Genomic DNA, 22,227 nt, shown 5'->3' on the forward strand with positions numbered 1-22,227 from the left:
TTTGCGTGCGTAAGATCAGGCCTCGGCCGAGACGATCTCGCGGCCGTTATAATGGCCGCACGCGTTGCACAGGTTATGCGGGCGCTTCAGTTCGCCGCAGTTCGGGCATTCCTGGAACGCCTGCACGGTCAGCGCATCGTGGCTGCGACGCATGTTGCGCCGCGAGGGCGAGGTCTTTCGCTTGGGGACGGCCATCTCGGCACCTTCGTTCGTTCAATGGATGCGGGGCCGCATACCATCCAAATCGCCACAGCCTTCACGGCCGCGGACCATTCAGCGGCCAGCCTCGACGCGAGTGGCCGCCCTATACCGAATTTCCGCGCTGTTGCAAGCAGGCGCTTGCCATGCGAGCGAGGAAGACCCTTTCTTGAGCCTCGGGAGCCCGTCCGCCAATGCCCTCCGTTTCGTTGACCTTCGCGGGCGCGCTGGCGCTCCTGAACCTCTGGCTGGCCTTCCGCGTGATCCAGGTGCGGCGCTCGGGCAAGGTGCTGGTGGGCGACGGCGACAATCCGCTGCTCGTCTGCCGGATGCGGGCGCAGGCGAATTTCGTCGAATATACACCCTTCGTCCTGATCCTGATGGCGCTGATCGAGATCGCCGGCGGGCCGAAGCCGTGGCTGTGGGGAATCGGCATCGTCTATGTGCTGGGCCGAATCGTCCACGCCTTCGGGATGGACAGGCGCTCCATGCCCAATCCCGCGCGTGGGGTGGGCGCCTGCGTCACCTGGGCGATCCTGCTCGGCCTCGGCCTGTGGGCGATCTGGATGGCCTCCCATGCGCCGGCGGCCGTCCATTATCTCTGAGGCGGGGCGTCAGCCGAACTGCGAATCGGCCACGAACGGGTTGGTCCGGCGCTCCACCCCGAAGGTGGAGGTCGGGCCGTGGCCCGGCACGAAGGCGACGTCGTCGCCCATCGGCCAAAGTCGAGTGGTGATCGAGTCGATCAACGTGGCATGATCGCCCATCGGGAAGTCGGTCCGCCCGATCGACCCGCGGAAGAGGACATCTCCGACGAGAGCGAATCGCGATTCGGGGTGGAGGAACACGACATGGCCGGGGGTGTGCCCCGGCGTGTGGCGGACGTGCAGGGTGAGTTCGCCCACCGTCACGGTGTCGCCGTCGACCAGCCAGCGGTCCGGCTCGAAGCTCCGGCTCGGAATCTGCCACTGGCGGCCATCGTCGTCGAGGCGCGCGATCCAGAAGCGATCCGCCTCGTGAGGGCCTTCGATCGGCACGCCGAGCTTCGCGGCCAGCACGCCCGCCTGCCCGCAATGATCGACATGGCCATGGGTGAGCAGCAGCTTCTCCACCGTCACGCCGTGCCGGGCGGCCGCCGCTTCCAATCGATCCAGATCGCCGCCGGGATCGACGAACGCGCCGCGCATCGTCTTGGTACACCAGAGCAAGGTGCAGTTCTGCTGGAAGGCGGTGACGGGAACCACCGCCGCGCGCAGCGGCGGGACGGGCTTGGCGGGCGTGTCGGTCATGCCCCGCCTGATGGGCACGCGCCGCCGGCGATGCAAGCGCATGGTTCGGAGAGGCTTGCCCCGATCGCCCCGTCGCGGGCAGGGAGGCTGGGATGACCGTCGCTCCGTCCCTTCCGCGCCTCGACCGTTCGCGCCCCTTCGTGCTGCTCGACGACGCGACCGGGGCGGGGACCGGCCCGGCGCGGCTCTATCGCGATCCGGCAGAGGTGGTGACCGCCTCCACCCGCGAGGGGCTGGCCGAGGCGTTCGCGGCGCTGCGCGCGGCGCAGGCGCGGGGGCTCCATGCGGCGGGGTGGATCGCCTATGACGCGGGCGCTCCGGGCGAGGCATCGACCGGCGCGGTGGGCGAGGGGCCGCTGCTCTGGTTCGGCCTGTTCGAGCGCTACGAGACGATTCCCGCCGCCGACGTGCCGTCGCTGTTTCCCGATCCGGCGGGCGCGTGGGCGGGGGCGCCGGCGCCGCGCATCGCCTTCGCCGCCTATGCCGAGGCCTTTGCCCGCGTGGAGGCCTATATCGCGGCGGGCGACATCTATCAGGCCAACCTCACCTTTCAGGCGGATGTGGCGACGGCGGGCGATCCGCTGGCGCTCTATGCCCGCATCCGGGGCCGGGCCGCGGCGGGGTGGGGCGGCATCGTCCATGACGGACGGCGGACCCTGCTCTCCTTCTCGCCCGAGATGTTCTTCCGTCTCGACGGCCGGCGCATCGAGGCGCGCCCGATGAAGGGCACGGCGACGCGGGGCGCGGATCCTCTCGCCGACGCCGAGGCGATCCGCACCCTCGCCAGCGACGCCAAGCAGCGGGCCGAGAATCTCATGATCGTCGATCTGATCCGCAACGACCTGTCGCGGATCGCGGTGCCGGGCAGCGTCGCGGTGCCGGCGCTGTTCACGGTCGAGACCTATCCGACCATCCACCAGATGACCTCCACCGTCACCGCCGAACTGGCCGAAGGCGGCGATGCGGTCGGCGTGCTGGAGGCGGCCTTTCCCTGCGGCTCCATCACCGGCGCGCCCAAGCTGCGCGCCATGGAGATCGCCGCCGAGGTCGAGCAGGGGCCGCGTGGCGCCTATACCGGCGCGATCGGGCGGATCGACGCGGGCGGGGACGCCGCCTTCAACGTTGCCATCCGCACGCTGACCATCGGCGAGGCGGGGCGGGCCGCGATCGGGCTCGGCTCGGGCATCGTCGCCGATTCGGATGTCGGGGCGGAGTGGCGCGAATGCCTTGCCAAGGGCGGCTTCATCGGTGCGGCCTGTCCGCCCTTCGATCTCCTCGAGACGATGCTGTTCGATCCCCTTGAAGGGGTGATGGAGCTGGAGCGTCACTTGCTGCGCCTGAAGCGCTCGACGCAGGCGCTGGGCTTCGTCTTCAACCGGCACGACGTTCGCAACGAGCTTCAGGCGGCGACCTTCCGGCTGCGCGATCCGGCTCGGGTCCGGCTCCGCGTCTCGCGCACGGGCCGCGCCGCGGTGGAGGTGCGCCCGCTGCCCGCTCCGCCGATCGAGCCGGTGGTGGCGCCGGTCGTGCCGCTGTCGGTCGACCCGTCGGACTTCCGCCTCGCCCACAAGACCAGCGACCGCGCCTTCCACGATGCGGCGCGGGCCGGGCATTTCGAGGTGCTGTTCGTCCGGCCCGACGGGCTGCTCACCGAGGGCAGCTTCACCAATCTTTTCGTGCGCGGCGAGGATGGCCGGCTGCGCACGCCTCCTCTGGCGCGCGGGCTGCTCCCCGGCATCCTGCGCGAACGGCTGCTCGCCGAGGGGCAGGCGGTCGAATCGGATATCGTCGAGGCCGATCTTCGGGACGGATTCTTGCTTGGAAATGCGCTTCGAGGATTGATTCGAGCGCGGTTGCCCTGATGCGCGACATCCGGCTATAGGCCCGCCCGTCCTTTTCCTCCCACCGGAAAGCCTTGTCCCATGCGAACCACGTCGGAAGCGCTCGGCCGTATCCAGCCGTCCGCCACCCTTGCCATGACCAGCCGCGTGCTGGACCTGAAGCGCCAGGGCATCGACGTGATCGGCCTCGGCGCCGGCGAGCCCGACTTCGACACGCCCGACTTCGTGAAGGACGCCGCGATCGAGGCGATCCGTCAGGGCAAGACCAAATACACCAATGTCGACGGCACCGCCGAGCTGAAGGAAGCGATCGCCGCCAAGTTCAGGCGCGACAACGGCCTCTCCTACGAGACCAGCCAGATCAGCGTGAACGTTGGCGGCAAGCACACGCTGTTCAACGCGCTGGTCGCGACCGTCGATGCGGGCGACGAGGTCATCATCCCGGCGCCTTACTGGGTGAGCTACCCGGATATCGTGCAGTTCGCGGGCGGCACGCCGGTCATCATCAAGGCGGGCGCGGACCAGGCCTACAAGATCCGCCCCGAGCAGCTCGAAGCGGCGATCACGCCGAAGACGCGCTGGGTGATCCTGAACTCGCCGTCCAACCCGACCGGCGCTGCTTACTCGGCCGCCGAGCTGAAGGCGCTGGGCGAGGTGCTGGAGCGCCACCCGCAGGTCTTCGTGATGGCCGACGATATGTACGAGCATATCGTCTATGACGATTTCGAGTTCGCCACGATCGCGCAGGTCTGCCCGTCGCTCTACGAGCGCACGCTGACGGTGAACGGCACGTCCAAGGCCTATGCGATGACCGGCTGGCGCATCGGCTTCGCCGGCGGCCCGCGGTGGCTCATCAAGGCGATGGCGAAGCTCCAGTCGCAGTCGACCTCCAACCCCTGCTCGATCGCGCAGGCGGCGGCGACCGCGGCGCTCAACGGCCCGCAGGACTTCCTCAAGGAGCGCGCCGCCGCCTTCCAGCGCCGCCGCGATCTGGTGGTGGCGGGCCTCAATGCCATCCCCGGCATCCATTGCCCGACGCCCGAAGGCGCCTTCTACGTCTATCCCGACGTCTCGGGCCTGATCGGCAGGACGACGCCGGGCGGCCTCCTCATCGACACCGACGAGAAGCTGGTCGGCTATCTGCTCGACGAGGGCCGGGTGGCGGCGGTGCATGGCGGCGCCTTCGGCCTCGAGCCGGCGTTCCGCGTCAGCTACGCGACCTCCGACGCGCTGCTGACCGAGGCGTGCAACCGCATTGCCGAGGCGGTCCACGCGCTGCGCTGATCTGTAACCGATCGGGGGCGCCGAACGGATCAGGGGGCATGTTCCCCTGATAAGGCGCCCCCGATGCCCCGTTCTCTTCCCCTGGCCGTTGCGCTGGTTGCCGGCGCGGCCTTCTTCCTCGCCGTCCAGCCGGGCATTGCCGCCGAAGCGGTGGTGAAGGCGCCGGCTCCGGCACTCACCGAACCCGTCTCCGGTCATCGCGAGACCGCAATCTTCGCCGGCGGCTGTTTCTGGGGCGTGCAGGGCGTGTTCGCCCATGTGAAGGGCGTGGTCGACACCACCTCGGGCTATACCGGCGGCCGCGCCTCGACCGCCCAATATGAGGATGTCGAGACCGGCACCACCGGCCATGCGGAATCGGTGAAGGTCGTGTTCGATCCGGCGCAGGTCAATTATGCCGATCTGCTGCGCATCTATTTCTCGGTCATCACCGATCCGACCCAGCTCAACCGGCAGGGGCCGGATTCAGGCCCGCAATATCGTTCGGCCCTGTTCCCGCAGTCGTCCGCGCAGGAGAAGGTGGCGCGCGCCTATATCGCGCAGCTTTCCGCCGCGCATGTCTATGGCCGCTCGATCGTGACGACGATCGAGAAGGCGCCCGGCTTCTTCCCGGCCGAATCCTATCATCAGGACTTCATGGCCCGGAATCCGGGCTATCCGTACATCGTCATCAACGACCGGCCGAAGGTCGAGGCGCTGAAGCGCATCTTCCCGATGAGCTGGAAGGCCTGAGCCGTCCCTCTTTCGTCATGCCGGGCACGACCCGGCACGACGGGAGTCGCACTGGCTAAGCCGTGATCGGGAAGCGCAGCAGCCGGCCGGCGACGGGCACCAGCGCGTCCGCCGGCCGGTGGGCGAGGGCGGCGCGGATCGCCGGATCGCCCGCGTCCATCCCGCCGGTCAGCGCCCCGAAGGCGGGCAGGATCAGCTTGGTCGCGCTTGCCACGAAACAGCGGCGGGCGACATGCTTGCCGCGGATCGTCATCCGCAGCTTGGGGTGGAAATGGCCCGACAGCTCGGGGCGCGGCTCGGCCGGATCGGCCTCGTGGCGGAGCAGCAGGCCGTCCACCTCCACCTCGCCCACCACGCGCCCGCCGCAATGATCGGCGAGGCGGGCGGCGTGGAGATCGTGGTTGCCCGCGATCCACGTCCAGCGCGTCGCGGAGGTCAGCCGGCGGAGCGTGTCGCGCGTCTCGGGCGCCAGCCGCTCGCAGCCCTCCGTGTCATGGAAGCTGTCGCCGAGGCACCAGACCTCCTCCGCCCCCGTCGCGTCGACCAGCGCGGCCAGCTCGCCCAGCGTGGCGTGCGAATCATAGGGCGGCAGCATCTGCCCGCCGAGCGCGTAGAAGCTTGCCTTCTCGAGATGCAGATCGGCCACCAGCAGCGCGCGCCGGGCCGGCCAGGCGAGCGCGCCCGGCGCCAGCGCGGCCAGTTCGGCCCCGGCGAACGAAAAGCGAACCATGCCTCGCCCATAACAGCCCCCCGTGTGGAGGCAAGCCGGCTTGCGGCGGGTGGTTTGCCCATGCAATACAGCCGGCGGGGGACAGGGGGAGAGACCGGATCATGCAGGGGCATCAGGCGGCGGGGCCGTGGCTGAGCTATGCGATTCCCTTCGCGATCATCGCGGTGGTGATGGCGCTGCGCTGGCGCTCGATGCGGCGCGCGCGCAAGCTTCGGGTCGAGATGCTGTGGATATTGCCGGCGGTCTATGCCGCGATCATGGCGCTGGTCTTCTTCGAAAGCCCGCCGGGGCCGAGCGGCTGGCTCTGGTCGGCGCTGGCGCTTGGCGGCGGAGCGGCGATCGGCTGGTATCGCGGGCGGATGATGCGGATCACCGTCGATCCCGAGACGCATGAGCTGAGCCAGCAGGCATCTCCGGCCGCCTTCTTCCTGCTGATCGGCCTCGTCCTCGTGCGCAGCGTCGCGCGGCAGGAGATGGGCGGAAGCGCCGGCCCTCAGGTGGATCATCACGCCGCGATGCTGGCGACCGACATCCTGATGGCCTTCGCCTTCGGGCTGATCGCGGCGACGCGGGTGGAGATGGCGCTCCGGGCGAGGCGTCTGCTCGCCGCCGCGCGGCTGGCTTAGCCGAGCGAGTCGATCACCGCGCCGACGATGTCGGGCGAGGGGCCGGACAGCTCCTTGCTCGGGTGCGCGATCTGCACGCCCGAGGTGGCCGAGCGGCCATAGATGAAGCCGTAGACCGGATAGGCGGTGGTGCCGAGGCCATGATGATCGCGCCACCAGACGCGCACCTGGCTCCAGTCGTTGCCGGCCGAGACGTCGACCAGCGTCACGTCGCGCTCGATCTGCCCGCGCACGCCGCCGATCCGGGACCAGTTGGCATGGGTAATCATCAGGATGCGGTTGCTGACGATGCGGCTGACCACGGCGACATGGCCGAGGCGCATCGGCCCGTGCGGACGGAATACCAGCACGGCGCCGACGCGCGGCTGGCTGCCTTCCTCATAGCGATTGGCGGCCTGATTCCACCAGGTCCAGGCATCGCCGAAGATCTGGATGCCCGACATCTGGCGCGCGAAGGGCACGCATTCGAGGCCGTTGCCGATGCGGCCGTCGCTGTCGTCATCCTGCGCGGCGACGGGCGTGGCCAAAGCCATCACCGCCAGACACCCCGCGAATAGAAACCCCTTCACGATATCAACACCCTGCCCGGATCGTTTCGCCGAACGACTCGCTGGATAGCCGAGTTCCGGGGCTCAAGGGTTAACGCTCGTTCATAGCTTCGGCGACGAGCGCCTCCGCCTCGATCAGCAGCGCGTCGTCGACCGTCCCCTGCGCGACCCGCTCGCGCCCGATCAGCACGAGCACCGGCACGGCCAGCGGCGACACGCGATCCAGCGCGACATGCTCGATCCGCCCGGCGGCGGTGTCGAGCAGGCGGCCGAGGCGGCCGACATCGGTCATCCGCGCCTTCGCATCGGCCCATGCCGCCTCCAGCAGCAGGTGCGAGGGTTCGTAGCGGCGCAGCACGTCGTAGATGAGGTCGGTCGAGAAGCTCACCTGCCGCCCCGTCTTGCGCGTGCCGGGATGCTGGCGCTCGACGAGCCCGCCGATCACCGCCACCTCGCGGAAGGCGCGCTTCAGCAGCGCCGATTCCTGCACCCAGTCGACGAACTCATGCTCGAGGATATCGGGCGAGAAGAGCGGCCTCGGATCGGTGACGGGCTTCAGCGAGTAAGTGGCGATCGCATAATCCGAGGCGACGAAGCCGATCGGTTGCAGCCCCGCCGTCTCCATCCGCCGCGTGACCAGCATCCCGAGCGACTGGTGCGCGTTCCAGCCCTCGAAGCTGTAGACCACCATGTAGTGCCGCCCCTCGCGCGGGAAGGTCTCGATCAGCAGTCTCTCGGGCGCGGGGAGTTGCGAGCGGCGCTGCTGCATCTCCAGCCAGTCGCGCACATCGTCGGGGAAGCGCGGCCATTGTTCCGGCTCGTGGAGGAAATGGCGGACGCGATCGGCGAGGTTGGTCGAGATCGGCATCCGCGCGCCGCCATAGGTGGGGATGCGCGCGGGGCGGGCGGTGGCGCGGACGATCAGGTCTTCGCCCTTCACCCCCTCCACCTCCAGGCTGAGGCCGGAGAAGAAGAAGGTGTCCTTCGGCGAGAGGGTGGCGGCGAAGCCCTCCTCGATCTTGCCGAGCGAGCGGCCGTTCCTGAAGCGCACGGTCAGCATCGGCGCCTCGACGATGATGCCGGCGTTCATGCGGAACTGCGTCACGAAGCGGGGATGGGTGACGCGCCAGAGGCCGTCGACACCCTCGGTCAGCCGCCTGTACCGGTCATAGGCGCGCAGCGCGTAGCCGCCGGTCGCGACGAAGCCGAGCACGCGGTCGAAGGCCTCGGCGGGGAGGGTGGCATAAGGCGCGGCCTCGCGTACCTCGTCCAGCAGCGCGTCGCGGGCGAAGGGTTCGGCCGAGGCCATGGCCATGATGTGCTGGGCGAGCACGTCCAGCGCGCCTTCGCGGAAGATGTCGGGATCGCGCTCGCCGGCCTCCACGGCGTCGACGGCCGCGCGGGCCTCGAGATATTCGAAGCGGTTGCCCGGCACGATCAGCGCCTTCGAGGACACATCGAGCCGGTGGTTCGCCCGGCCGATGCGCTGGAGCAGGCGCGACGATCCCTTGGGCGCGCCCATCTGGATGACGAGATCGACATCGCCCCAGTCCACCCCCAGATCGAGGCTGGCGGTGGCGACCAGCGCGCGCAGGCGCCCGTCGGCCATCGCCTGCTCCACCTTGCGGCGCGCGGCGATGTCGAGGCTGCCATGATGGATGCCGATGGGCAGGTGCGCCTCGTTCACCGCCCAGAGATCCTGGAAGATCAGTTCGGCGAGGCTGCGGGTGTTGCAGAAGATGATCGTCGTGCGGTGCGCGGCGATCTCGGCCATCACCTGCTCGGCGGCATAGCGGCCGGAGTGGCCCGCCCACGGCACGGTGCCATGGGGGAGGAGGATCGCGATGTCGGGATCTGCGCCGGGATCGCCCTCGACCAGCCTCACCGCATCGAGATCGCCCGTGCCCGACAGCCAGCCGCGATAGAGGTCCGGCTCCGCCACCGTCGCGGAGAGCGCGACGCGGCGCATCTCGGGCGCGAGGCGGGCGAGGCGGGCCATCGACAGCGCCAGCAGATCGCCCCGCTTGGTGGGGGCGAAGGCGTGGACCTCGTCGATCACCAGCGTCTTCAGGCCCGCGAACATCTGCGCGGCGTCGGGATAGGAGAGGAGGAGGCTCAGCGATTCCGGCGTCGTCAGCAGCATCTGCGGCGGCTTGACGCGCTGACGGGCCTTGCGGTCGGAGGGGGTGTCGCCGGTGCGCGTCTCGACGCGGATGGGGAGACCCATCTCCTCGATCGGGCCGAGCAGGTTGCGCTGCACGTCCACCGCCAGCGCTTTCAGCGGCGAGACATAGAGGGTGTGGAGCGTATCGGCCGGCTGCTCGATCAGCTCGACGAGCGAAGGGAGGAAGCCCGCCAGCGTCTTGCCCGCGCCGGTGGGGGCGACGAGCAGCGCGCTCTGCCCCGCGCGGGCGGCGTCGAGCATGGCGAGCTGGTGGCGGCGCGGCGTCCAGCCGCGGCCTGCGAACCATCGGTCGAGAATCGGGGGAAGCTCGGACATTCGTTTCAGAACATCGGCGTTCGAGGCCCGTTCCGCCAGCCCTCGCCAGCATCGCGGCGGCGGTCTACAGCTAGGCCGACAAGGAGATGCGCGATGGCCGAGGGCTTCGTTCGACACAAACAGCCCTGGACTTCGGATGAGATCCAGAAGCTGCACCGCCTCGCCGCCAAGGGCATGGCCTTGAAGGCGATCGGCAAGGCGCTCACCCGCAGCGAGGAGTCGATCCAGGCGCGCGCCAAGCAGGACGGTCTCAAGATCGCCAAGCTGCGCTAGGGGGAGGGCTCCGGGGCTCCTCCCTTCGTCATCCCGGACTTGATCCGGGATCCAGAGCCCCAGGCTTTCCGCGAGACGCTCTGGATCCTGACGTTCGTCAGGATGACGGGCGGCCGGATGGAACCGCCGCGCTCGCCATCCATATAGACCCCATGCCGCGCCTCGGTTCCTGGATCGAGCCCTGCCCCGAGGGCATCTATGTCCCCGCCGCCGACGCGTGGATCGATCCCTCTCAGGCCAAGCCCCGCGCGCTCGTGACGCACGGCCATGCCGACCATGCCCGCGGCGGCCATGGCGCGGTGCTCGCCACGCCCGAGACGCTGGCGATCATGGCGACGCGCTACGGCCCGCAGAATGGCCAGCCGATCCGCTATGGCGAGGGGGTGCGGCTGGGGGAGGTGTCAGTCAGGTTCGTGCCGGCGGGGCATGTGCTGGGCTCCGCGCAGATCGTGCTGGAGCGGGGCTCCGAGCGCATCGTCGTCAGCGGCGATTACAAGCGCCGGCCCGACCCGACCTGCGCGCCGTTCGAGCCGGTGCCCTGCGATATCTTCATCACCGAGGCGACCTTCGGGCTCCCCGTCTTCCGCCATCCCGATACCGGCGCGGAGGTGGACCGGCTGCTGGAGGCGCTCCACGCCAACCCGGAACGCTGCGTGCTGGTCGGCGCCTATGCGCTCGGCAAGGCCCAGCGGCTGATCGCGGAGCTGCGCCGGCGCGGCCATCATGATGTCATCCATCTCCACGGCGCGCTGGAGCGGCTGTGCGCGCTCTATGTCGAGCTGGGCGTGGATCTCGGCGAACTGGCGCCGGTCACCGGGTTGCCGGCGGCGGCGTTGAAGGGGCGGGTCGTGCTGGCGCCGCCCGGCGCGCTCAACGATCGCTGGTCGCGGCGGCTGCCCGATCCGATCACGGCGATGGCGTCCGGCTGGATGCGGGTCCGCCAGCGGGCGCGGCAGCGCAATGTCGAGCTGCCGCTGGTCGTCTCCGACCATGCCGACTGGGACGAGCTGACCGCCACCATCCGCGAACTCGCCCCACAGGAACTATGGGTCACCCACGGCCGCGAGGAGGCGCTCGTCCGCTGGTGCGAGATGCACCAGATCAGGGCGCGGGCGCTGGCTCTGTCCGGCTATGAGGATGAAGACGATTGAGCATGGCCTGCTGACGTCGCCTCCGCCCCACATGCAGCCACACCCGTGCGACGAAATCGCCGGCGAGGCAGGTCAGCGCCGGATAGATCAGCCAGCAATAGCGGATCACCGGCTGGAACGGGATATAGAGGAGCGCCGGCCCGATCACGAAGGGCAGCACATAGAGATAGCGGGGCGAGCGCCGCGCCAGCGCGAAGGCGAGGCCGAGGAAGCCCAATATGTTGACCGTCCGCGCCAGCCAGGAGCGCACCACCGGCAGCCAGACGCCGTGCGACGTCATGAACATCCACGTTCCCGGCAGCGTCATCTGGCCGAGATGGCGGCGGCAGAGCAGCAGGAAGTCGGACGGGTTGGCGGCGATCCACGCCTTGGTCTCGCGGCCGAGCTTCTGCGAATAGGCGACCTCGCCGCCGGCCTCGATCATCGCGCGCTGGGCGATGGGGTGGATATAGGGCTGGATCGCGGTCAGCCGGTCGTAGAACACCGTGTTGCGATCATCGCCGTGGACGGCTTCAGGATAGTTGGCGACGGCCAGCTCCATGCCGAGATCGTCGCGCAGCGGGATGGGGTGGCCCATCACCAGCCAGTTGCGCGCCGTCCACGGCCCGATCAGCAGCGCCAGCGCCAGCAGCGTTCCGGCGGTGGCGCGGGCGATGCCGGAGATGCTGCGCCGGTTGCGCCACAGATAGAGCGCCCAGCCGGCATAGGCGGCGAGCCCGATCACCGGGTTCACGAAGAAGGTCAAGGCCGGCAGCACCGCCAGCCACAGGCCGAAGCGGCGCACCGGCTGCCCGGTGTCCGCCCGCACCACCAGATAGAGCGTCAGATTGCCGAGCAGCAGGCCGAGCCCGCCTTCCCACACGCGCCATTCGAAGGCCTCGTTGGTGGTGTAGATCGGCGCCACCAGCAGGAAGACGAGCGCCCCCAGCCGCGCCCAGCGGGGCGTCCCCAGCCGCTTGAAGACGGCGTAAAGCAGCGCGTAGCTGGCGAAGCTGATCCCGATCGACCAGGCGCACAGCACCGCCTCGGCCGCGACCGTGCGGATGCCGAACAGCCAGTAGACCGCGCCCGCGATGGCGGGGGCGAGGGGCAGCAGATGCGCGGTCGGCCCCTGCCCCGCCATGAAGGCGTCCGAGAAGCCATGGCCCTGCGCCAGCGCCATCGCGACATTGGGGGCCTCGCCAGTCGCCCAGGGCGTCCGCCGCAGCATCGCCCACCCGACGCGGACGGCGAGGCCGACGAACAGGGCGATCAGCAGAAGACGCCGGCCCGATCCCAGGATGGAGCGGGGAGGGGGAACGATATTCTCACTACGCATCGGCCCGTGGCCTCTCCGTTCAGCGTGTCTCCGTCAACCGACGCTCAATCCGCCTGTCGGGAATCAGCCACACCGCGGCGAGAGCGATGTAGAGGCCGATCGCGATCAGCGGTTCGAAGAAAGCGGCGATCACTGCTAAGACGTAGCCAATGATCGACCACATTCCCTTGCGGTCGCGGCCCAGCGCTTCGGCGAGGGTGGAGGAGGCTCCGCCATTGGCTTCGATGATCGCGTTCTGGAGCCAGTGATAGCCCACCGCCGCCATGCCGAGCACCACGCCATAGGCCGCCACCGGGGCCGCCACGAAGCCCGCCTCGTCGATCCAGCGGATCACGAAGGGGATCAGCGACATCCAGAACAGCAGGAAGAGATTGGCCCACAATCCGCGGCCGTCGACATTCTCGGCGGTCTGGATCAGGTGGTGGTGGTTGTTCCAGAAGAGCCCGACATTGACGTAGCTCAGCACATAGGCGCCGAGGATCGGCGCGGCGGCGAGGAGGGCGTGCAACTCGCCGCTATGCGGCACCCTCAGCTCGAGCACCATGATGGTGATGATGATCGCCACCACGCCGTCCGTGAAAGCCGCCAGTCGCTCAACCCGCATCGCATATCCCCTTGCTGGAGATGAATGCTTATCCGGGGAGCAAGACGTGCCGCCAGCTTGATCGGCGGTGAACGAAGCGTCTCCCCCTCCCGTCGAGCGGCGGGAGGGGGAGAATCCGTCGATCAGTGGTGGCCGGCGAGCACCGGCTCGACGCCGCTCCGGGCGAGCTGGTCGTTGATCTGGCCCATCAGACGCTCCAGGCCCGCCTCGTCCTTCGCCTCGGCGCGGGCGACCAGCACGTCCTGCGTGTTGGACGCGCGGAGCAGCCACCAGCCGTCCGCCGTGTTGACGCGCGCGCCGTCGGTGCGGTTGACGTCGGCGCCCTGCGCCGCGAGCCGGTCCAGCACTTCCTCGACCACCTTGAACTTGCGGTCCTCGGAAGACTGGAAGCGCATCTCCGGCGTGTTGACCATCACCGGCATCGCATCCTTGAGCGCGGTCAGCGAGCCGCCCAGCACGCGCACGGCGCGGATCAGGCGGATCGCGGCATATTGCGCGTCGTCGAAGCCGTAATAATCGTGGGCGAAGAAGATATGGCCCGACATCTCGCCGGCGAGCGGGGAGTCGGTCTCCTTCATCTTGGTCTTGATGAGGCTGTGGCCGGTCTTCCACATCAGCGGCGTGCCGCCCAGTTCCGCCACGCGGTCATAGAGCGCCTGGCTGGCCTTCACGTCGGCGATGATGGTGGCGCCGGGCAGCTCGCGCAGCACCGGCTCGGCGAGGATGGCGAGGAGTTGGTCGCCCCACACCACGCGGCCCTGTCCGTCCACCGCGCCGATGCGGTCGCCGTCGCCGTCGAAGGCGATGCCGAAGTCCAGGCCCTTGTCCTTCACCAGCTTCTGGAGATCGGCGAGGTTCTTCTCCTCGGTGGGATCGGGGTGATGGTTGGGGAAATTGCCGTCGACCTCGGTGAAGAGCGTATGATGCTCGCCGGGCAGCAGCTTGACGAGGCGATCGATCACCGGGCCGGCGGCGCCGTTGCCAGCGTCCCAGCCGATCCTGAACGCGCCGCCGCCATAGCCGACCATCAGGCGCGCGACATAATCCTCCATGATCTCATAGGTGGAGATGGCGCCTTCGCCCTCTTCCCAGTCGCCCTCGGCGGCGAGGCGGCCGAGATCCTGGATGTCGGCGCCGAAGAAGGGCTTGTGCTGGAGCACCATCTTGAAGCCGTTGTAATCGGCCGGATTGTGGCTGCCGGTGATCTGGATGCCGCCGTCGACCTCCAGCGTCGCTTCCGCGAAATAGAGCATCGGGGTCGGCCCCATGCCGATGCGGACGACGTCGACGCCGCCCCTGGTCAGCCCCTCGATCAGCGCCGCTTCGAGCAGCGGCGAGTGGGTGCGGCCGTCATAGCCGACGGCGACGCGGGTGCCGCCCGCGCGGCGCACGCGCGTGGCGAAGCCACGGCCGATCGCGGTGGCGTCGGCCGGCCCCAGCGTCTTTCCCACGATGCCGCGGATGTCATATTCCCGAAGCGACGTCGGATCGAAACGATGGGTCATTCGGCAACTCCTATACTGAAAATCTGGCGTCCAGACGCTCAAACGCGTTTTCGGTTCAATTCCGTGACAAGCAAATCCCGCGCTGCGTTGACCCGCCCCGCCAGCGCGGCAGACCCCCCGGTATCGGGGTGAACGCGCCCGATCAGCCGGCGATGGGCGGCGCGGATCTCCTCCTCGCCGGCGCCGGCCGATACGCCGAGCAGCTCGCGCGCCTCGCGGAGCGAGAGCGTAGAGGATTTGCGGCGGCCGCCCATCCACCAGATGGCGTAGATGACGGCGCAGGCGATGAGGAACTTCATGCGCGGGTGCCGGCGCTCAGGCGCCGACGGTGACGGCCGCGCGGCTGGTCATGTCCTCGGCCAACGGCAGTTGCAGGCCCGACACCATCTCGCGCAGCTCCTGCCGGGCGGCGACGTGGCTGAGCCCCACGTCGCGGATCGCGTTCAGGTCGAGCAGAGTCAGCCCCTGCGGGAACAGCTCGCGATAGATGACGCGTTCGCCCAGGCCGGGGATCACCCGGAAGCCGACGCGCTTGGACAGCTCGTCCACCGCCGCGCCGACGCGGCGCATGTTCTTCGCCTCCAGATGCTGGAGGCGATTGCGGAGTACCACCCAGTCGACCGTACCCCCATCGATCTTGGCGCGGGCCTTTCGGGCATCCCACACCATCTCGGCATAGAAGCTCGGCCGCTTGATCCGATAGGTTTCGGGATCGACCTGACCGATCAGATCGAGGTCGATGAAGCTGTCGTTGATCGGCGTGACCAGCGTATCGGCACGCGCGGCGGCCTTCATCGCATAAGGGTCGTCGCGGCCCGGCGTGTCGACGATCACGAACTCCGCGTCTTCGGCCAGACCATCGATCTGGCGCTCGATCGCGGGGTCTTTCTCGGGATCGAACACGGCGAAGCGCGGGCAGGGGAGATCGATCTCCTCGCGCCGCGCGGTGGCGGTGCGGTTCTCCAGATAGCGGGCGAGGGTCTTCTGCCGGGTGTCGAGATCGATCGCCGCCACCCGCCGGCCCTGCGTGGCGAGAGCGACGGCGACATGCATCGCGGTGGTCGACTTTCCGGTGCCGCCCTTTTCATTGGCGAACACGATGAGATGCGCGCGCGAAGCCATGCTGTTCGAAACTTCCCCAATCCACCCCAGGCGGCTCTTGATTTGGCCCCGACGCCGCCGCAGAGAGCACGCCCAATGCCATATCGGAGGCCCTGTCGTCGTGCAAATCATCCGTGAACTGGAGGCGCTGCGTCAGGCGGTCGCCGAATATCGCGGGTCCGGCAAGCGAATCGCGCTGGTGCCGACGATGGGTGCGCTGCACGCCGGGCACATGGCGCTGATCGAGGAAGGGCTGCGCCGCGCCGATGCCGTGATCGCCTCGATCTTCGTGAACCCCAGGCAGTTCGGCCCGAACGAGGATCTGGCCGCCTATCCCCGCCGCGAGCGCACCGACGCGCAGATGCTGGAGAAGCATGGCTGCGCGATCCTGTGGGCGCCGGCGGTGGAGACGATGTACCCGGAGGGCTTCGCCACCACCGTGTCGGTGTCGGGCGTGTCCGAGGTGCTGGAGGGCGCAGCGCGTCCCGGCCATTTCGACGGCGTCTCCACCGTGGTGCTGAAGCTGCTCAACCAGGTCCAGCCCGACATCGCCCTGTTCGGCGAGAAGGACTGGCAGCAGCTCGCGGTGATCCGCCGCATGGCGACCGACCTCGATCTGCCGGTCGAGATCCACGGCGTGCCGATCGAGCGCGACGATCAGGGTCTGGCCCTCTCCTCGCGCAATGCCTATCTGTCGGAGGAGGAGCTGGTGGCGGCGCGCACGCTGCCCCGCGCGCTGGGCGAGGCCGCGGCGGCGATCGGGCGCGGCGAGCCGGCCGAGGCCGCGCTGGCGGCGGCGACCGCGCGGCTCGCCGAAGCGGGCTTCACCGACATCGACTATGTCACGCTGCGCGACGCGGCCACGCTCCAGCCGATCGAAGCGCTCGGCGAAGCGCCCGCCCGGCTGCTGGCGGCGGCGCGGATGGGGCCGGCCCGGCTGATCGACAATCTCCCCGTCGAGCCTACGACCAGCGTCTAATCCCCGCCGTTAACCATTTCTTTCGGGAGCTGCTGCCAAACCCTGCCGCATGAACGGGGGAATCAGCAGATGGGAAACAGCTACAAGTCCGCCGCCTTACTGACAGACAACCGCCTTGCCATCGCGGCGATGGGCGACGCCGCCGCGCTCTATGACCTCGGCATCGCCTGTTCGTCGGGCACCGGCGGCTATGATGTCGACCTGATCCAGGCGCACAAGTGGTTCAACCTCGCGGCCCTGTCGGGCTCGGTCGAGGCGCAGGAATGCCGCGCCGAGATCGCCGACGAGATGACCGCCCGCGAGATCGCCGAGGCCCAGCGTCAGGCCCGCGCCTGGCTCGCGCTCAACCAGCGCCGCGCCGCGTAGGAGCCCGCCTCAGCCGTCCTTCCTGAACGGCGCCATCTGATCGAGCAGCTCGATCTCCTCTTCCATCGCGCGGCGCTCCTGCGTCAGGAAGTCCGCCACCGCCCGGCGGAAACCGGGGTGCGGGATGAAATGCGCCGACCATGTCGGCACCGGGCGATAGCCGCGCGCGAGCTTGTGTTCGCCCTGCGCGCCGGCCTCGACCCTTTGGAGGCCCATGGCGATGGCGGCCTCGATCGCCTGATAATAGCACAGCTCGAAATGGAGGAAGGGCACCTCCTCGGTGCAGCCCCAATAGCGGCCGTAGAGCGTGTCGCCGCCGATCAGGTTGAGCGCGCCCGCGATCGGCTGCCCGTCGCGATAGGCGAGCAGGAGCAGCACCTTGTCGGCCATCCGCTCGCCCAGCATCGAGAAGAAGCGGCGGGTGAGATAGGGGCGGCCCCACTTCCGGCTGCCGGTATCCTGATAGAAGGTCCAGAAGGCATCCCACTCGGCCTCGCCCAGCGCGGCGCCGGTGAGCGCGCGGATGTCGAGCCCCTCCCGCGCGGCGGCGCGCTCCTTGACGATCGCCTTGCGCTTCCTCGACGCCAGCGCGCCGAGGAAGTCGGCGAAGCTCGCATAGCCTTGATTGTGCCAGTGGAACTGGGTGCCCTGACGGATCAGCCAGCCGGCGGCCTCGAACAGCGGCAATTGCTCGGGTGTCAGGAAGGTCGCGTGCGCCGAGGAGAGTTCGTGCTGCGCCACCATCGCCTCGATGGCGGCGATCAGTGCGGGCGCGGCCGACGGATCGCGCAGCAGCAGCCGTGGCCCCGGCACCGGCGTGAACGGCACGGCGATCTGGAGCTTGGGGTAATATTCGCCGCCCGCCCGCTGCCATGCCTCGGCCCAGGCATGATCGAACACATATTCGCCCTGGCTGTGGCTCTTGGCATAAGCGGGGACGATGCCGGCGGGGCGCCCGTCCGCGCCGTCGATCACGAGCGGCACCGGCTGCCACCCGGCGCGCGCGACCGCGCTGCCCGAATCCTCGAGCGCGGAGAGGAAGGCATGACTCAGGAAAGGATTGTCCGCGCCGGCGCAGGCGTCCCAGTCCTCCGCCGCGATCGCGCCGATGCCGTTGGCGATGCGCGCCGTGACGGGCTCGCTCATGCGGTGCGCGGCCCCTCGAAGATCGGCCGGTCGGCATGAGCGGCGACGATCGCCCGTTCGTCCGGCGTCCGCACGGTCCAGCTCAACACCGGCATTCCCCCGGCATGGAGCGCGACGGGCAGGGCGGAGGGCAGGAAGCGGACATCATAGCCAAGGAAATCGGGTTTCGCCCGCGCTACCGCAAGACGTCTCGCGACGGCATCGCGAAAGGCCCGGAAAGGGCTCTCGCGATGCTCGGTCATGACGAGGCCATGGACGATGCGCGGCGCGTGGCGTCCGAACCAGCGCGAAACCTCGGGGTTGAACCCCATCACCGCCACCGGCCCGCGATAGCCCTCCAGCACGCGCCGCACCGCAAGGCAGAGCGGGGCGGTATCCGTCATCCGGTCGGTCTTGATCTCGATGATGAGCGGCACGCGCCCGGCGATCAGCGCGAGGAGCTGCGCCAGCGTCGGCACCGGTTCGTCGCCGTCCCCGAGGCGGAGCGCGGCGATGGCGCGCGCGTCGCGCTGCCCGAGCGGGCCGGGCTCGCCGGTCAGCCGCTCGGTGTCGGCGTCGTGGAAGACGAAGACGGTGCCGTCGCGCGACAGGCGGACGTCGCATTCGATGCCGAAACCGCCCTCGATCGCGGCGCGGGCGGCAGCGAGGCTATTCTCGGCCACGCCAGCGCCCCACAGGCCGCGGTGGGCGATGTCATGCGATCGCAGGAAGGCGACACGCCCCGCCTCGGGGGCCGCCGCCCACCGTCGATCAAGCGCCGCGAAGGGCGACGATCGCATCCACTTCCACCGCCGCGCCGAGCGGCAGCACCGGCACGCCGACCGCCGAGCGGACGTGCTTGCCCGCCTCGCCGAACAGCGCGACCATCAGCTCGGAGGCGCCGTTGGCGACCTTGGGCTGATCGGTGAATTCGGGGCCGGAGGCGATGAAGGCGCCGAGCTTGACGATGCGCTCCACCCGGTCGAGCGAGCCGCCGAGTGCCGCCTTGATCTGGGCGACCAGCATCAGCGCGCAGCGCTTGGCGGCTTCCTGACCGCGCGCGACGTCGTCGGCGCCGTCGAGGCGGCCGCGCATGAGCTGGCCGGCCTCGTCGAAGGGCAACTGGCCCGAGATGTGGAGGAGCCCGCCAGCCTCGACGGCGGGGACATAGGCTGCCACCGGGGCGGCGGCCTGCGGAAGGGTGAGGCCGAGCTGCCCCAAGCGCGCTTCGATATCCATATGTCCGCTATGCCTCGTGCGTGGGTTGGGTCAAGGCCGGAGCCGGGCCTTGGGCGAAACGATCGAGAATCCAGTCTGCCGCCTCGGCCCAGCCGTCGATGCGGGCATGGGCCGCCGCGGCGGGCGGGCGGTGTCGCGCCACCAGCGGCTCCGCCACCATGTGCAGCCGCCAGACATGCGGGGCATGTTCGGCCACCGAGGCGTGCTGGGTGGAAAGATCGTCGACGAACACGGCGACGTCCGGCCGGTGCGCCTCCAGAATGGCGGCGAGCGCACGGCCCTTGCCGCCCTGATTGCAATAGACCTCGTGGCGGATGCCGTGGCTGGCGAGCTGGTCGATGCGCGGCTGGCGGCGATGATCGGGCAGGTTGGTGAGGACGACGATGTCGGCGTGGGCGCCGATTCGCTCGAGCGCCTCGATCGCGCCGGGGACGGGGCCTTGTCGCGCCATCTCGGTGTCGAAGAAGCCGTCGACGAACGGCCAGACCTGATCGGTCGGCACGATCTCGCGGGTATCGCGGCGGACCAGCGCCTGGCCCCAGTCCTCATGCTCGATCGCGAAGTCGATGCCGTGCGCGTCGGCCAGCCAGTCGCGGAAGTGGCTGACCATGTGGAGCAGCACTTCGTCGCAGTCGGTGATGAGCAGGGGGCGCCTCATGCCTCCAGCTCCCGCTGGGCGGTGACGAGGGCGTGCGGGGCGATGTCGAGCGCATCGGCGCAGGCGGTGAGATCGGGCTCGTGGGAGCCGAGGAAGCCCAGCACGGCGGCTTGCAGCGCGGGGTCCATGGCGCGCTTGCGCAGCTCTCCGGCGTCGAGGCCGGTCAGTGCCAGCAGCCGCTCGGCCCGCTGCGAATCGCTCAGCACCCAGGCCAGTGCGGAGAGCGCGAGCGTGGCCGCATCGGGATGGTTTGTATCGCGGGCGCGCATCGCTTATCTCCGCATGTCTCTTCGGAAGGAAAGCGGGCTTTGCCGGGCAAGGTGCTCGTTGTCGAGGACAACGAACTCAATCTCAAACTGTTCTGCGACCTGCTGGAGGTCCATGGCTATGAGCCGACGCCCGTCCGCGATGGCGGCGAGGCGCTCGACACCGCGCGCGCGGTGATGCCGGACCTGATCGTGATGGATATCCAGCTTCCGCATGTGAGCGGGCTGGAGCTGATCGCGGCGCTGCGCGAGGATGAGGCGCTGTCCTCGATCCCGATCCTGGCGGTGACGGCCTATGCGTCCCCCGCCGACGAGGAGAAGGCGCGCGCGGCTGGCGCCGCCGCCTATGTCTCCAAGCCGATCTCGCTGATGCGCTTCATCGAGGCGGTCGAGCGGCTGGCGCCGCCCGCCTGATATCGGGCGGGCACGCCAAAAGGCGCCGCGACGGGCACGGCGCCCTTTGAGGAAAGCGATGCGCGAAGGCGGAGCGTCAGCCCCGCCGCCGGATCACTTGATCTTGGCTTCCTTGAACTCGACATGCTTGCGCACGACCGGATCATACTTCGAGAAGGAGAGCTTCTCGGTCTTGGTGCGCGGGTTCTTCTTCGTGACGTAGAAGAAGCCGGTGTCGGCGGACGAGACGAGCTTGATCTTGACGGTGGTCGGCTTGGCCATGATGCCCTCTGAACTCAATGCGCGCTTCGCCGCCACCGGAGGCCGGGTTTGCCGAATCGCCGAAAATGCAAAAAGCGGCGCTGAAGCCGCTCCCATCGGGCGCGCTCCTGCGGCAGAGAGGCCGCGCTGTCAAGTCCGGGCGCGATTCCGGCCATCCTCCCGAAGGCTTTAACCGGCCTGCAATCCTCCGCTGATATCATGGCTTCCAACGAGAACGGAGGATGCCGTGGCCGCTGGAACGGGCGAGGGGTTGAAGCTGGTGCGGGCCGATCTGTGCGGCCGGCTGGACAGGCTGGAGGCCGGGCTCGCCGCGCGCGGATCGATCGGGGTGGCGTCGGATGCGGGCATCATCGCCTCGCTTGCGGGCGAATATGGCATGATCCCCACGCAGCGTCTGGCCGAGGGGCTGGCGGTGGCGCTGGGCTCCGGCGGGCGGGGCGCGGCGATCGGCCCATGGATCGAGCGCCTGCGCGATTCGATCGGCTGCGAGGCGGTGGACGAGAGCGGCGGCGACAATTGGCTCGCCTCGGTGATGGTGCGCCTCGCCGGATGACGTTTTTCATGGCAGACCGGCGCTGAATGGACGCCCTGGTACCCGCTTTCATCGTCGCGCTGCTGGCAGAGCTGGGGGATCGCACCCAGTTGCTCGCGATGCTGCTCGGCTCCCGCTTCCGCGCGCCCGCCGCCGTGCTGGCGGGGATCGCGGTCGCGGCCATCGTCAACATGGGGATCGCCGGCGCGGTCGGCATGGAGATCGCGGCCCTCATCCCGCATCGCGCCGTCCAGCTCATGACCGGCCTCGCCTTGCTGCTCGCGGCATCGGGGGCGGTGTTGCGGGTCAAGCCGGCACCGTCGGTCGATCGCTGGACGCTGGGCGCCTTCGCTTCCTCGGCCGGGGCCTTCTTCATCCTCGCCTTTGGCGACAAGACGCAATTCCTGACCGCGACGATCGCGGCGGGGAGCGGGCACCCGGCGCTGGCGGCGGCGGGGGCCGCGGCGGGCGTCACGCTGGCCAACGCGCCCGCCGTGGTGCTGGGCGAGCGCTGGCCGAAGCTCGTGCCGCTCAAGGCGATCCGCATCGGCGCGGGAATCGCGCTGGCGCTGGCGGGCACCGTTCTGGTGATCGGCGCGCTCGGCTTGTCCTGATTCCATCGATCAGGGCAATCGCGATAATTCCACGTCGAACCCTCTTTCGCGCGAACCCTCGGGCGATTAGCTC

General features: G+C 69.3%; 28 protein-coding genes. 12 read left to right on the forward strand and 16 right to left on the reverse strand.

Annotation, left to right across the window (positions count from 1 at the left end; all coding sequences use genetic code 11):
- Positions 1-15: 15 nt before the first annotated feature.
- Entirely contained in the window at positions 16-195 is a 180-nt protein-coding gene (rpmF, locus tag FHS98_RS06990; RefSeq protein ID WP_167102123.1) for a 50S ribosomal protein L32, read from the reverse strand.
- Between the two features lie 197 nt (positions 196-392).
- Between rpmF and FHS98_RS06995 the strand changes: the two genes are divergently transcribed.
- Positions 393-803, forward strand: coding sequence for an MAPEG family protein (locus tag FHS98_RS06995; RefSeq protein ID WP_167102126.1), 411 nt, complete (start codon positions 393-395; stop codon positions 801-803).
- 9 nt (positions 804-812) lie between these two features.
- Here the strand turns inward: FHS98_RS06995 and FHS98_RS07000 are convergent, their stop codons facing one another.
- On the reverse strand, positions 813-1,487 hold the full coding sequence (locus FHS98_RS07000; protein ID WP_279588261.1) for an MBL fold metallo-hydrolase: 675 nt from the start codon (positions 1,485-1,487) through the stop codon (positions 813-815).
- Between the two features lie 92 nt (positions 1,488-1,579).
- Here FHS98_RS07000 and pabB point away from each other — a divergent pair, with 92 nt between their 5' ends.
- From pabB to msrA, 3 genes are all read left to right on the forward strand, one after another.
- Positions 1,580-3,349: an aminodeoxychorismate synthase component I gene (gene pabB / locus FHS98_RS07005; RefSeq protein ID WP_208402099.1), complete on the forward strand. Its 1,770-nt coding sequence runs from the start codon at positions 1,580-1,582 to the stop codon at positions 3,347-3,349.
- 60 nt (positions 3,350-3,409) lie between these two features.
- Complete coding sequence (locus FHS98_RS07010) at positions 3,410-4,612, forward strand: pyridoxal phosphate-dependent aminotransferase (RefSeq protein ID WP_167102130.1); 1,203 nt, start codon at positions 3,410-3,412, stop codon at positions 4,610-4,612.
- 63 nt (positions 4,613-4,675) lie between these two features.
- The gene (msrA, locus tag FHS98_RS07015) at positions 4,676-5,344 is read left to right on the forward strand and encodes a peptide-methionine (S)-S-oxide reductase MsrA (RefSeq protein WP_167102134.1); all 669 of its coding nucleotides are present in this window, start codon (positions 4,676-4,678) and stop codon (positions 5,342-5,344) included.
- A gap of 55 nt (positions 5,345-5,399) precedes the next feature.
- Here the strand turns inward: msrA and pdeM are convergent, their stop codons facing one another.
- A complete protein-coding gene (gene pdeM / locus FHS98_RS07020; RefSeq protein ID WP_167102137.1) occupies positions 5,400-6,074 on the reverse strand; it encodes a ligase-associated DNA damage response endonuclease PdeM in 675 nt (224 codons plus the stop codon).
- Between the two features lie 101 nt (positions 6,075-6,175).
- Here pdeM and FHS98_RS07025 point away from each other — a divergent pair, with 101 nt between their 5' ends.
- A complete protein-coding gene (locus FHS98_RS07025) occupies positions 6,176-6,700 on the forward strand; it encodes a CcdC protein domain-containing protein (RefSeq protein ID WP_167102140.1) in 525 nt (174 codons plus the stop codon).
- Here FHS98_RS07025 and FHS98_RS07030 read toward each other — a convergent pair.
- Both FHS98_RS07030 and FHS98_RS07035 read right to left on the reverse strand, forming a co-directional pair.
- Positions 6,697-7,233 carry a CHAP domain-containing protein gene (locus FHS98_RS07030; protein WP_425057338.1) on the reverse strand — a complete coding sequence of 179 codons (537 nt, stop codon included), beginning with the start codon at positions 7,231-7,233 and terminating at the stop codon, positions 6,697-6,699. The genes FHS98_RS07025 and FHS98_RS07030 overlap by 4 nt on opposite strands.
- A gap of 106 nt (positions 7,234-7,339) precedes the next feature.
- Positions 7,340-9,748, reverse strand: coding sequence for a ligase-associated DNA damage response DEXH box helicase (locus tag FHS98_RS07035; RefSeq protein ID WP_167102143.1), 2,409 nt, complete (start codon positions 9,746-9,748; stop codon positions 7,340-7,342).
- Positions 9,749-9,841: 93 nt separating this feature from the next.
- Between FHS98_RS07035 and FHS98_RS07040 the strand changes: the two genes are divergently transcribed.
- Positions 9,842-10,021, forward strand: coding sequence for a hypothetical protein (locus FHS98_RS07040; protein WP_167102146.1), 180 nt, complete (start codon positions 9,842-9,844; stop codon positions 10,019-10,021).
- A gap of 152 nt (positions 10,022-10,173) precedes the next feature.
- Positions 10,174-11,172 carry a ligase-associated DNA damage response exonuclease gene (locus tag FHS98_RS07045; protein ID WP_167102149.1) on the forward strand — a complete coding sequence of 333 codons (999 nt, stop codon included), beginning with the start codon at positions 10,174-10,176 and terminating at the stop codon, positions 11,170-11,172.
- Here FHS98_RS07045 and FHS98_RS07050 read toward each other — a convergent pair.
- From FHS98_RS07050 to FHS98_RS07070, 5 genes are all read right to left on the reverse strand, one after another.
- Positions 11,123-12,490 (reverse strand): hypothetical protein, encoded by a 1,368-nt coding sequence (locus FHS98_RS07050; protein ID WP_167102151.1) that lies wholly within the window; start codon positions 12,488-12,490, stop codon positions 11,123-11,125. The two genes, FHS98_RS07045 and FHS98_RS07050, sit on opposite strands and share 50 nt — an antisense overlap.
- 19 nt (positions 12,491-12,509) lie before the next feature.
- A complete protein-coding gene (locus FHS98_RS07055) occupies positions 12,510-13,094 on the reverse strand; it encodes a TMEM175 family protein (protein WP_167102153.1) in 585 nt (194 codons plus the stop codon).
- Between the two features lie 122 nt (positions 13,095-13,216).
- Positions 13,217-14,599 carry a phosphoglucomutase/phosphomannomutase PgmG gene (gene pgmG, locus FHS98_RS07060; RefSeq protein ID WP_167102155.1) on the reverse strand — a complete coding sequence of 461 codons (1,383 nt, stop codon included), beginning with the start codon at positions 14,597-14,599 and terminating at the stop codon, positions 13,217-13,219.
- A gap of 38 nt (positions 14,600-14,637) precedes the next feature.
- Complete coding sequence (locus tag FHS98_RS07065) at positions 14,638-14,898, reverse strand: J domain-containing protein (RefSeq protein WP_167102157.1); 261 nt, start codon at positions 14,896-14,898, stop codon at positions 14,638-14,640.
- A gap of 16 nt (positions 14,899-14,914) precedes the next feature.
- Positions 14,915-15,721 (reverse strand): division plane positioning ATPase MipZ, encoded by an 807-nt coding sequence (locus FHS98_RS07070; protein WP_167102159.1) that lies wholly within the window; start codon positions 15,719-15,721, stop codon positions 14,915-14,917.
- Between the two features lie 100 nt (positions 15,722-15,821).
- On the opposite strand from FHS98_RS07070, the gene panC reads away from it, so the two are divergent.
- The gene (gene panC / locus FHS98_RS07075; RefSeq protein ID WP_167102161.1) at positions 15,822-16,679 is read left to right on the forward strand and encodes a pantoate--beta-alanine ligase; all 858 of its coding nucleotides are present in this window, start codon (positions 15,822-15,824) and stop codon (positions 16,677-16,679) included.
- Positions 16,680-16,748: 69 nt separating this feature from the next.
- A complete protein-coding gene (locus FHS98_RS07080) occupies positions 16,749-17,045 on the forward strand; it encodes a hypothetical protein (RefSeq protein ID WP_167102163.1) in 297 nt (98 codons plus the stop codon).
- A 9-nt stretch (positions 17,046-17,054) separates the two neighbouring features.
- Here the strand turns inward: FHS98_RS07080 and FHS98_RS07085 are convergent, their stop codons facing one another.
- The 5 genes from FHS98_RS07085 to FHS98_RS07105 are packed head-to-tail and all read right to left on the reverse strand — an operon-like array spanning position 17,055 to position 20,336.
- The gene (locus tag FHS98_RS07085; RefSeq protein ID WP_167102165.1) at positions 17,055-18,191 is read right to left on the reverse strand and encodes a GNAT family N-acetyltransferase; all 1,137 of its coding nucleotides are present in this window, start codon (positions 18,189-18,191) and stop codon (positions 17,055-17,057) included.
- The gene (locus FHS98_RS07090) at positions 18,188-18,970 is read right to left on the reverse strand and encodes a glycerophosphodiester phosphodiesterase family protein (RefSeq protein WP_167102167.1); all 783 of its coding nucleotides are present in this window, start codon (positions 18,968-18,970) and stop codon (positions 18,188-18,190) included. Before FHS98_RS07090 ends, FHS98_RS07085 begins: the two co-directional genes overlap by 4 nt.
- Positions 18,942-19,409 carry a RidA family protein gene (locus FHS98_RS07095; protein WP_167102169.1) on the reverse strand — a complete coding sequence of 156 codons (468 nt, stop codon included), beginning with the start codon at positions 19,407-19,409 and terminating at the stop codon, positions 18,942-18,944. The genes FHS98_RS07090 and FHS98_RS07095 overlap by 29 nt, the downstream gene beginning before the upstream one ends.
- 7 nt (positions 19,410-19,416) lie before the next feature.
- Positions 19,417-20,067, reverse strand: a complete 651-nt coding sequence (locus FHS98_RS07100; RefSeq protein ID WP_167102171.1) for an HAD family hydrolase — start codon at positions 20,065-20,067, stop codon at positions 19,417-19,419.
- On the reverse strand, positions 20,064-20,336 hold the full coding sequence (locus FHS98_RS07105; RefSeq protein ID WP_167102173.1) for a DUF3572 family protein: 273 nt from the start codon (positions 20,334-20,336) through the stop codon (positions 20,064-20,066). Before FHS98_RS07105 ends, FHS98_RS07100 begins: the two co-directional genes overlap by 4 nt.
- Positions 20,337-20,375: 39 nt before the next feature.
- On the opposite strand from FHS98_RS07105, the gene FHS98_RS07110 reads away from it, so the two are divergent.
- Positions 20,376-20,747 carry a response regulator gene (locus FHS98_RS07110; protein WP_167102175.1) on the forward strand — a complete coding sequence of 124 codons (372 nt, stop codon included), beginning with the start codon at positions 20,376-20,378 and terminating at the stop codon, positions 20,745-20,747.
- A 93-nt stretch (positions 20,748-20,840) separates the two neighbouring features.
- On the opposite strand, the gene rpmG is transcribed toward FHS98_RS07110, so the two are convergent.
- Positions 20,841-21,008 (reverse strand): 50S ribosomal protein L33, encoded by a 168-nt coding sequence (rpmG, locus tag FHS98_RS07115; protein ID WP_055978973.1) that lies wholly within the window; start codon positions 21,006-21,008, stop codon positions 20,841-20,843.
- Between the two features lie 226 nt (positions 21,009-21,234).
- Between rpmG and FHS98_RS07120 the strand changes: the two genes are divergently transcribed.
- Both FHS98_RS07120 and FHS98_RS07125 read left to right on the forward strand, forming a co-directional pair.
- Positions 21,235-21,561, forward strand: coding sequence for a hypothetical protein (locus tag FHS98_RS07120; protein WP_167102177.1), 327 nt, complete (start codon positions 21,235-21,237; stop codon positions 21,559-21,561).
- Between the two features lie 26 nt (positions 21,562-21,587).
- Positions 21,588-22,154, forward strand: coding sequence for a TMEM165/GDT1 family protein (locus FHS98_RS07125; RefSeq protein WP_167102178.1), 567 nt, complete (start codon positions 21,588-21,590; stop codon positions 22,152-22,154).
- The last annotated feature ends 73 nt before the right edge of the window (positions 22,155-22,227 follow it).

The organism is Sphingomonas oligoaromativorans, assembly GCF_011762195.1.
Taxonomy (GTDB): domain Bacteria; phylum Pseudomonadota; class Alphaproteobacteria; order Sphingomonadales; family Sphingomonadaceae; genus Solisphingomonas; species Solisphingomonas oligoaromativorans.